General features: G+C 73.4%; 10 protein-coding genes. 5 read left to right on the top strand and 5 right to left on the bottom strand.

Features of this window, described 5'->3' with window-relative positions; all coding sequences use genetic code 11:
* Window positions 1–50 precede the first annotated feature (50 nt).
* A complete protein-coding gene (gene hisC, locus ACFU6K_RS20855; RefSeq protein ID WP_049651240.1) occupies window positions 51–1,130 on the bottom strand; it encodes a histidinol-phosphate transaminase in 1,080 nt (359 codons plus the stop codon).
* A gap of 342 nt (window positions 1,131–1,472) precedes the next feature.
* On the opposite strand from hisC, the gene ACFU6K_RS20850 reads away from it, so the two are divergent.
* The 4 genes from ACFU6K_RS20850 (at window position 1,473) to ACFU6K_RS20835 (ending at window position 6,174) form a co-directional block, all read left to right on the top strand.
* Entirely contained in the window at window positions 1,473–2,630 is a 1,158-nt protein-coding gene (locus ACFU6K_RS20850) for a LacI family DNA-binding transcriptional regulator (RefSeq protein ID WP_074001983.1), read from the top strand.
* Window positions 2,631–3,051: 421 nt separating this feature from the next.
* A complete protein-coding gene (locus ACFU6K_RS20845) occupies window positions 3,052–4,191 on the top strand; it encodes a metallophosphoesterase (RefSeq protein WP_380665089.1) in 1,140 nt (379 codons plus the stop codon).
* 249 nt (window positions 4,192–4,440) lie between these two features.
* Entirely contained in the window at window positions 4,441–5,316 is an 876-nt protein-coding gene (locus tag ACFU6K_RS20840) for a hypothetical protein (RefSeq protein ID WP_380665086.1), read from the top strand.
* Window positions 5,317–5,613: 297 nt separating this feature from the next.
* Window positions 5,614–6,174, top strand: a complete 561-nt coding sequence (locus ACFU6K_RS20835; protein WP_380665084.1) for a hypothetical protein — start codon at window positions 5,614–5,616, stop codon at window positions 6,172–6,174.
* A gap of 21 nt (window positions 6,175–6,195) precedes the next feature.
* Here the strand turns inward: ACFU6K_RS20835 and ACFU6K_RS20830 are convergent, their stop codons facing one another.
* Complete coding sequence (locus ACFU6K_RS20830; RefSeq protein ID WP_380665082.1) at window positions 6,196–7,119, bottom strand: LysR family transcriptional regulator; 924 nt, start codon at window positions 7,117–7,119, stop codon at window positions 6,196–6,198.
* Between the two features lie 134 nt (window positions 7,120–7,253).
* Between ACFU6K_RS20830 and ACFU6K_RS20825 the strand changes: the two genes are divergently transcribed.
* On the top strand, window positions 7,254–7,640 hold the full coding sequence (locus tag ACFU6K_RS20825; RefSeq protein WP_380665080.1) for a VOC family protein: 387 nt from the start codon (window positions 7,254–7,256) through the stop codon (window positions 7,638–7,640).
* Between the two features lie 99 nt (window positions 7,641–7,739).
* Here ACFU6K_RS20825 and ACFU6K_RS20820 read toward each other — a convergent pair whose 3' ends face one another.
* The 3 genes from ACFU6K_RS20820 to ACFU6K_RS20810 all read right to left on the bottom strand — a co-directional run bounded on the left by ACFU6K_RS20820 (window position 7,740) and on the right by ACFU6K_RS20810 (window position 8,995).
* Window positions 7,740–8,177: an SRPBCC domain-containing protein gene (locus tag ACFU6K_RS20820; RefSeq protein WP_380665078.1), complete on the bottom strand. Its 438-nt coding sequence runs from the start codon at window positions 8,175–8,177 to the stop codon at window positions 7,740–7,742.
* A 154-nt stretch (window positions 8,178–8,331) separates the two neighbouring features.
* Window positions 8,332–8,778 (bottom strand): type II toxin-antitoxin system VapC family toxin, encoded by a 447-nt coding sequence (locus ACFU6K_RS20815; RefSeq protein WP_380665076.1) that lies wholly within the window; start codon window positions 8,776–8,778, stop codon window positions 8,332–8,334.
* Complete coding sequence (locus ACFU6K_RS20810) at window positions 8,768–8,995, bottom strand: AbrB/MazE/SpoVT family DNA-binding domain-containing protein (RefSeq protein ID WP_380665075.1); 228 nt, start codon at window positions 8,993–8,995, stop codon at window positions 8,768–8,770. Before ACFU6K_RS20810 ends, ACFU6K_RS20815 begins: the two co-directional genes overlap by 11 nt.
* Window positions 8,996–9,179: the final 184 nt, after the last annotated feature.

Genomic DNA, 9,179 nt, shown 5'->3' with positions numbered 1-9,179 from the left:
GGACCGGCACGCCCCTGCGATCAGCAGCAGGACGTCAGAGCGGCTTGACGTCAGAGCGACTTGCGGAAGGCCTCCGCCACCGCCAGGAAGATCGAGTTGCCCTCGGCCTCGCCGATCGACACCCGCACGCCCTCCGGGAACGGCCGCACGATCACGCCGGCCTCGGCGCACGCGGCGGCGAACTCCTGCGAGCGGTCGCCGAGCCAGAGCCAGACGAAGTTGGCCTGCGAGTCCGGGATCTCCCAGCCCTGGGCGCGCAGCCCGGCCACCACCCGGGTGCGCTCCTCGACCAGCGCCTCCACCCGCTCCAGCAGCGCCTCCTCGGCGCGCAGCGAGGCGACGGCCGCGTCCTGGGCCAGCCGGCTCACGCCGAACGGGGTGGCGACCTTGCGCAGCGCGGCCGCCACCGGCTCGTGCGCGATCGCGAAGCCGACCCGCAGGCCCGCCAGGCCGTACGCCTTGGAGAAGGTGCGCAGCACGCAGACGTTCGGGCGGTCCCGGTAGAGGTCGATGCCGTTGGGCACCTCGGGGTCGCGGATGAACTCGATGTAGGCCTCGTCCACCACGACCAGGACGTCGGCCGGGACGGCGTCCAGGAAGCGCTCCAGCTCGGCGCGGTGGATCACGTTGCCGGTGGGGTTGTTGGGGTTGCAGACGAAGACCAGCCGGGTGTTCGGGGTGATCGCGGCGAGCATCGCGTCCAGGTCGTGGTCGCCGTTCGCCTTGAGCGGCACCGGGACGGGCGTGGCCCCGGCGACGGTGGCGACGATCGGGTACGCCTCGAAGGAGCGCCAGGCGAAGATCACCTCGTCGCCCGGGCCGGCCGTGACGAGCACCAGCGACTGGGCGATGCCGACCGAGCCGGTGCCGGTGGCGATGTGCTCGGCGGGCACCCCGAAGCGCTCGGCCAGCACCGAGGTCAGCTCGGTGACGCCCATGTCGGGGTAGCGGTTGAACGAGCCGGCCGCCTTGACCGCCGTCTCCAGCACGCCGGGCAACGGCTCGTAGGGGTTCTCGTTCGAGGACAGCTTGTAGGCGTCGGCGCCGGCCGGCTTGCCGGGCTTGTACGTGGGGATGCCGTCGAGGGTCGGCCGCAGCCGCGGGCCCTGCGCTGACGTACCACTGCTCACGGTCGTACTCCGTTTCCAGTTGCGGAACTCTCCGGTGCGCTCGCCCGCCACGGACGGGGTCGCCGCCGTGCCCGGGACCTCGTGACGCGTCCGGACCACCCCGGTCGGGTGCCTTGCACGATACCGACCGCCCTCACCCGTAGGAGTGAGATGCCCGGTCGGGTTACAGGCGCGGATCAGCCATTCTGCCCGGTTCCTTTGGCACATGTCAGAGGTAAGAGGCCTGGTTTCAGGCGGGTATCGAAGGGGCGCACCCCGGCTCACTCGTGGAGAAACGTATCTTTGCGGGCTCCCGATGCGCCGGTCACAGACCCTTGTCAGGAGCCATACGATCGGTCCGCCATGACAGCAGCAGCCAACCAGAGCGGTCGGCGTCCCACCACCTCACGGCGTCTGGAGCGGGCCGGCATCCGGGATGTGGCAGCAGCCGCCGGAGTGTCGATCACCACTGTCTCCGATGCGCTGAACGGAAAGGGCCGCCTGCCCGACGAGACCCGCAGCCGGGTGCGCGAGGTCGCCGAGCGCCTCGGCTACCGCCCCTCCGCGGCCGCCCGCACCCTGCGCACCGGACGGTCCGGCCTGATCGGTCTGACCGTCACGACCTACGGTGAAGAGCCGTTCACCTTCACCGAGTTCGCGTACTTCGCCGAGATGGCCCGGGCCGCCACCAGCGCCGCCCTGGGCCGCGGCTACGCGCTGGTGGTGCTGCCCGCCTCCTCCCGCCACGACGTCTGGGGCAACATCGCCCTCGACGGCACCGTGGTCATCGACCCGCCCGACCAGGACCCGCTGGTGAGCGAGCTCTACCGGTCCGGCGTCCCGGTGGTCAGCGACGGCAAGCCCGGCAACTGCCCGGTCACCGCCTGGGTCGACAACGACCACGAGGCCGCCGTGCTCGGCATCCTCGACCACCTCTCCGAAGCCGGCGCCCGCCGGATCGGCCTGCTCACCGGCACCAGCACCGACACCTACACCCGGCTCTCCACCGAGGCCTACCTCGGCTGGTGCGCCAAGGTCGGCCAGGAGCCGGTGTACGAGACCTACCCGGCGCACGACCCGGCCGCCGGCGCCGTCGCCGCCGACCGGCTGCTCGCCCGGCCCGACCGGCCGGACGCCGTCTACGGACTGTTCGACCCCAACGGCACCGACCTGCTGGCCGCCGCCCGCCGCTACGGCCTGCGGGTGCCGGACGACCTGCTGCTGGTCTGCTGCAGCGAGAGCGACGTCTACGCGACCACCGAACCGCCGATCACCACGCTCTCGCTCAAGCCGCGCAAGATCGGCACCACGGTGGTCAACCTGCTCATCGACGCGATCGAGGGCGTGGACTCCGGGACGGGCGTCGACATCGCCCGGCTCTTCCCGCCGCGGTTCCGCACCGCCGGCACCGGGCCGCCGCCGGGCACCCTGATGCCGACCGAACTGATCGTCCGCGCGTCCTCCCAGCGCCGGAGTCCGCGCACCACCGTCAGCCCGCCCCGGTCGCCGGGCGAGGTTTAGACCACCGCGCCGCGGCGGCCCCGGGACCGGGGCACCGGGCCCGGGCAGAGCTGACGAGACCGTACCGAGCCGGGACAAAACGGACCTTGTGGGGCCGCCCGGCTGACGCTCCGGAGGATTGGATACCCACCAGGTGACGACGCCGGGAGAGTGGTCTTCCTATGATGGGCGAATGACACCCGAGGACCGCTTCCCCGGGCCTGAGCACCCCCACTCAGGCCCCCGCCACCAGCCGGACCTCGACGTGCTGCCGTACGGCACCTATTACGAACCCGATCCCGCCACCGGCTACCCCGCGGCCCCGTACGACGGGGAGGCCCACGACGGGGAGACCTACAGCGGCTACGGCGGAGCCCGCTACCTGGAGCAGCACTGGCCCGCCGACGGCCAGGGCCACACCGTGCACGCCCAGGGGATCGGCATGGACAACAGCCCGGTCTTCTCGCACCAGGGACAGGGCGGCTACGAGAGCGGACCGGGGTACGAGGGGGGCCAGGAGCCGGGCGGGTACGACGGTCAGGAGCGGAACGGGTACGAGGGCGGCCAGGAACAGGGCGGGTACGAGGGCGGCCAGGAGCAGGGCGGGTACGAAGGCCAGGACCAGGGCGGCTACGAGCCCACGCTGCCCGACCAGCCCTCCCCGGCGCTCCAGCTCGCCGGCCGCGACGACCCGCCGACCATCGAGCTCGGCCCGCCGCTGCCCGACCCCGCCGCACCGACCTACCCGTACCCGGCCCCCGGCCCCGGCGAGCCCCCCGGCCCGGTCTACGTCGTCGGCGACGTCCACGGTTACCTGGAAGAGCTGCGCGCCGAGCTGCGCCACCAGGGCCTGATCGACGCCGACGGCCACTGGTCCGCCGGCCGCGCCCGGATCTGGTTCCTCGGCGACTTCACCGACCGCGGCCCCGACGGCATCGGCGTCATCGACCTGGTCATGCAGCTGGCCGCCGAGGCCGCCGCGGCCGGCGGCTACTGCCGCGCCCTGATGGGCAACCACGAGCTGCTCTTCCTCGGCGCCGCCAAGTACGGCGACGAGCCCGTCCAGTCCACCGCCGGCACCGCCTCCTTCCTCGCCGCCTGGCGGCTCAACGGCGGCCAGCAGAACGACCTGGACCGGCTGGAGGCGCACCACATCAGCTGGCTCTCCCGGCTCCCCGCCATGGCGGTGGAGGACGGCCACCTGCTGCTGCACTCCGACACCACCGCGTACCTGGAGTACGGCGAGTCCATCCCCGACGTCAACGACGCGGTGCACAGCCTGCTCGCCGACGGCAGCGTGGACGAGTGGTGGGACTGCTTCCGCCGCTTCACCAAGCGGTTCGCCTTCCGCGGCGAAGCCGGTCCGCTGGCCGTCCACGAGCTGCTGGACACCTACGGCGGCAGCCGGATCGTGCACGGGCACAGCCCGATCCCGTACCTCACCGGCGCGGTGCACAACGACGACGGCCAGCCGCCGCACATCCCCGGGCCGTACGTGTACGCGGACGACCTCGCGGTGGCGATGGACGGCGGCGTCACCATGGAGGGGCGGCTGCTGGTCGCCCGGCTGCCCATCGGCTGACCGCCCGACTGCTCGTCAACCAGACCTTGCCGTAGAACAGTTGTTCCCGGCGCCTGAACCGTCGCACGCACGCGTCCGGGGGCGCGAAATTCCGGAAACCGACTGTCAGCCCGGGCGGGCCCGCCCCTACCATGAGGCACACCACACCCGGCCGCCCGTCCGGCGGCCCGCCTCCGCGCCCGTTTCGGCGCCCTGAGGGCCGTACGCCCCCGGGGCGGAGCGAACGGGGTCCGCACGAACGGGGTCCCCATGTCCAACCCCCCGCCCCTGCTCGCCGAGGACCGCCCGGAGTACGAGCGCCTCCTCACGGAAGCCCTGCGCGACCGCACCGTCCTCACCGCCCTGCGCGCACCCGGCGCGCTCTCCACCGCCGAACTGCGCCTCCGCGCCCTGCGCGACGCCGACCGCGTCAACGCCGCGGCCGCCACCGAGTACGCCCACTACACCCGGCTGCGCGAGGCCCTGCACAGCACGCCCCCGCCGCCGCCCGGCGGCGAGCCCGCCAACCCCGGGCTGCTCGCCCAACTGCGCACCGGGGGCGGCGGAGGCGGACTGTTCCCCGTCCTCACCGTGCTCACCCCGATCCTGGCCTGGGCCGCCGCCCTGTTCCTGCTGCTGATCGGCTACCTGCTGCGCGCCGCCGGCCCGGACCTCGCCCTGGCCGGCTCGCTGGTCACGGCCGGCTGGGTGGCACTCGCCGCCGGGGTCGCCGCGATGGCCATCGGCATCATCGGACTGCTGCTCACCGCCCTGCGCGACGGCGCCGCCACCGCCCCGGCCGGAACCGACCCGGAGCTCGCCGCCGAACTCGGCGACGCCCACGGCGAATGGCGCACCGCGCTGCGCGAGCGCGGCCTCGTCCCGTACCTGCTCGACGCGCTGCCACCGGTGCCGGACCCGGCGGCCCGACCCGGCGCCGACCGCCCCGACGGCACCGGTCCCGACTTCAGCAGCCCGGACTTCACCGGCCCCGGCTACACCTCGCCCTCGTTCACCAGCCCCGGCGCCGAAGGGCTGACCGACCGCGAGGGCCGCACTCCCCGCCCGGCCGCCTTCACCCCACCCGACTTCACCGGACCCGGCTACACCCCGCCCGACTTCACCGGGCCCGACGAGGTCCGCTGAACCCTGCGCTCCCCGGCCGGCACACCCGGACCCGGGGGGACATCCCCACCCCCGGTCCGGGTGCGGCCACCATCGCCCAGGCTGGCCGGGCTGGTGTTCCTGCCCTGGGCCCTGTCCTGGGGACTGCTGCTGCCCTGACCCCGGCCACCGGGGTGCCGCGCCCAACCTGGTGACAACCCACTCCCTCGCCCGGGGGAGCGGGTTCAGCCCGGATGAGGACGCCCCGGCCCGCCCGCTCCGGGAGGGTCGGAGCCGGTGGCGGACGGACCGCGTCCGCCCGGGTCGGGAGGCGGAACCATGGACGCACGGACGATCGCGGCACGACTGCACGGCACTCCCGCACCGGGCGTGCCCCGCTGGGCGGTCCGCACCGGGTACGCGATCACCCTGGCCGTCCTGCCCTCCTGCCTCTGGCGGATCGGCGGCTTCATCGTCGGCCTGCCGCTGCTCGACCACGGCCCGACACCACCGGAGCGGGACCCTGCCTCGTTCGACGGCGGCTGGGCGTACATCCTCGCGCTCAGCGTGGTCAGCGAGGCGCTGGCCCTCCTCTGCTTCGGCCTGGTCGCCCGCTGGGGCGAGGTGTGGCCGCGCTGGATCCCCCTCCTCGGCGGCCGCCCGGTCCCGGTGCTCGCCGCCGTCGTGCCGGCCGGGCTGGGATCCGCGGTGCTGATGGTCTTCCCGTACGCGATGGTGATGTTCTCGCTCGGCCTGACCATCCGGGGCGACCGCGGCGGGGTCGTCACCCACGGCTGGCAGACCGTCGTGTTCTGGATCGGCTACCTGCCGCTGGCCGCCTGGGGGCCGCTCCTCGCCGTACTCACCGTGCACTACTACCGTCGGCGCAGGGCGAGTTGACCCGCTTCGGGGCGGGCGCGGTCAGTCCGTCGCCAGCACGCACAGCGGCGCGCCCTCGGGCCGCTCCGCGACGACGTCCGTCGCCGCCCGGACGAAGGCGCGGACCCGGGCGGTGGTGTTGCTCTCCAGCCAGACCGGGCCGCGCTCGATCGGGGGCGCGTCGTGGATCGGCACGTACGCGACGTCCGGGCGCGGGTAGTAGCGGCGGGAGTGCTCGCCGACCGGGAGGACGCCGCGGCCCATCGCCACCAGGCTGAGCAGTTCGGAGAAGGTGCCGCCGGACGGGCCCTTGGGCACCGGACGGCCGGACGGGGTGCGGTCGGGGGTGCGGTCGCGCTTGAAGCCCGCCGAGGTGACGGCCGGGTACTGCACCACCGGGTGGTCGGCCAGCACCTCGACCGACACCGACCGCTCCGCGGCCAGCGGGTGCCCGGCCGCCACCGCGAGGACCCGCCGCTCGGTCAGCAGCACCGGCCCGCGGGCCATGCCGTCGAACGGGTAGGAGGCGATCAGGATGTCGACCGAGCCGTCCTCCAGGCTCGACCGGGAGTTGGAGAGCTGCACCTCGCGCACGTCCACCCGGCAGTCCGGGTACCGCTCGCCGAACAGCGCGGCCGCCTTGAGCAGCACCGGCGCCGTCCACTCCCCGAGGAACGCCACCCGGAGCTCCCCGGTGACGCCCCGGGCGGCGTCCTCCGCCCGGCGCAGCGCCGCCTCCGTCGCCGCCGCCACCGGCACCAGGTCCTCGGCCAACTGCCGTCCCACCGCGGTGAGTCGGACCGACCGGCTGGTGCGGTCGAACAGCTGCGCGCCGATCCGGCGCTCCAGTTTCCGCACCACCTGGCTGACCCGCCCCGTGGTCAGGTGCAGCCGCTCGGCGGTCCGCCCGAAGTGCAGCTCCTCGGCGAGCGCGAGCACGACCTCGATCTCCAGCCGCTCCAGCATCCCGGCCCCGCCCGCCCCTCGATCGTTGAATGCGGCTCAACGATCGTACGACGATCCAGCGTTGATCACGCGTCCGACCAGGAGGATCGTGGAACCCGTTCCCAGCAGTCGCACCCGAGCGGAGCCGATCACCCATGCGCGTCGTAGCCTTCGACCACCTCGTCCTCAACGTCGCCGACGTCGAGCGTTCGCTGGCCTTCTACGCCGACCTGCTCGGCCTGGCCCCCGTCCGGGTCGACGAGTGGCGGGCCGGCCGGGCGCCGTTCCCGTCCGTCCGGGTCGGCCCCGAAACCATCATCGACCTGGTCCACGGCCCCCGGCACGAGTCCAACGTCGACCACTTCTGCCTCACCGTCGAGCCCCTCGACTGGCAGGAGGTCATCGACGCCGGCACCTTCACCGTCCTCGAAGGCCCCGTCCCCCGCTACGGCGCCCGCGGCACCGCGACCTCCGTCTACGTCCAGGACCCGGACGGCAACACCGTCGAACTCCGCTGGTACCCCCAGGACGCCGACCGCTGAGCGGCGCCGACCGCCGAGCGGCGCCGCCCCCGGCCCGTGCACCGGACCGTGCACCGGGCCGTGCACCGGGCCGGGACGGCATGCGGCCTGCCCGCCGGGTCAGCCCCGGCCGGCGAGGTGCTCGACCAGCCGGTCGAAGCTGGAGTTCAGCCCCGCCTCGGCCTCCGGGCCGCGGAACATCTCCGGCACCCCGGTCTGGTGCAGCACCACCCGGGTGCGGCCCCCGTCGAGCCCGGTGAAGGTGAGGGTGGACCGCATGCCCGAGCCCTCCTCCACCATCGTGAAGAACTCGCCCGCCCGGATCTCGGCGACCTCCGCCTTCAGCGGGTACCGGTCACCGGTCGCGTCGACCACCATGGTGCTGTCGTAGCGCCCGCCCTCCTTCGCCTCGATGGTCACCGTCTCCAGCGGCACGTGGGTGCCGGCCGGACCCCAGAAGCGGACGAACTGCTCCGGCTCGAAGTACGCCTCGAACGCGGCGGCGGGGGTGCCCGGCAGCTCGCGGGTGATGGTCAGCTCGCCCAGGTTCTCGGTCATCTCGGGATCTCCTCCGTGGTCACGTCCGTCACTTGCGAAGGGGTAGACCGCGACCGCCCCGAGAACTCATCGCTCCCCGCGAAAGTTTTTTCGACGAGTTCTCCGGAGCTCCTCCGGCGGGCCCGACGCTCTTCCGCACCGGCCCCGGCGCGCGCTACGGGCAGATCAGCTCGATGGTCGGGAAGTACGTGCGGTAGCGCGTGGCATCACGGGTCAACAACCGGTAGCCGCGCACCGCCGCATGCGCACCGATGTAGAAGTCCGGCAACGGTGCGGTCTTCTGCCCGCCGCGCTTGCGGTACAGCAGGAAGGCCTTGCCGGCCAGGAACCCCGCCTCGTAAGGGAGCGGTTCCCGCGCGAAGTCCTCGGCGGGAAGGACGGCGTCAAGGTCCTCGATCGCGGCGTACGCCACCGAGACCTCCGCGTAGACGATCGGGTTGATCACCACGTCACCCTCGTCCTGGGCCGTGGACAGCGCGGCCTCCGACCAGTCGGCCCAGGTCTCGTCGTCCGTCATCAGATCCAGCAGCACACAGGAGTCGACCAGCGTCACCGGCCGCGCCCGGCCCGAACCGACCAGCCTCAACCGGCTACTCGCCACGCAGCAGCTCCATGATCTCGTCGGTGGACATGCCGCCCGCAGCACTTCCCCTCATCCGGCGGGCCGCCCGCTGCCCTCTGGTGCCGTGGCCCTCCCGGCGCACTATCCGCAGGACGCCGCCTTCCTCGATGACGTCCACCTCGTCGCCGGGGCGCAGGCCGCACTTCTCGCGGAGTTCCGCGGGGATCGTGACCTGCCCTTTGCTGTTCAGCCGCATGTCCCGCCTCCGCGTAGCACGTATTACCTCTACCACGTAATACTAGCCCGCCGACCGATTCGCCGACAGGCCCGCCCTCATCGTGCTCGTCGTGGCGCTCCCGCGAGGACCACGACCCGCGGCCCGCCCACGCTGAAGGCGGCACCTGCACCCGCCCCGCCGCTCAATCCGAGCGCCACCCCCC

Source organism: Kitasatospora sp. NPDC057512, from assembly GCF_042802135.1.
Lineage (GTDB): Bacteria > Actinomycetota > Actinomycetes > Streptomycetales > Streptomycetaceae > Kitasatospora.
Note: the sequence above shows the minus strand (reverse complement) of the source record. Positions and strands in the feature narration are given on the sequence as shown.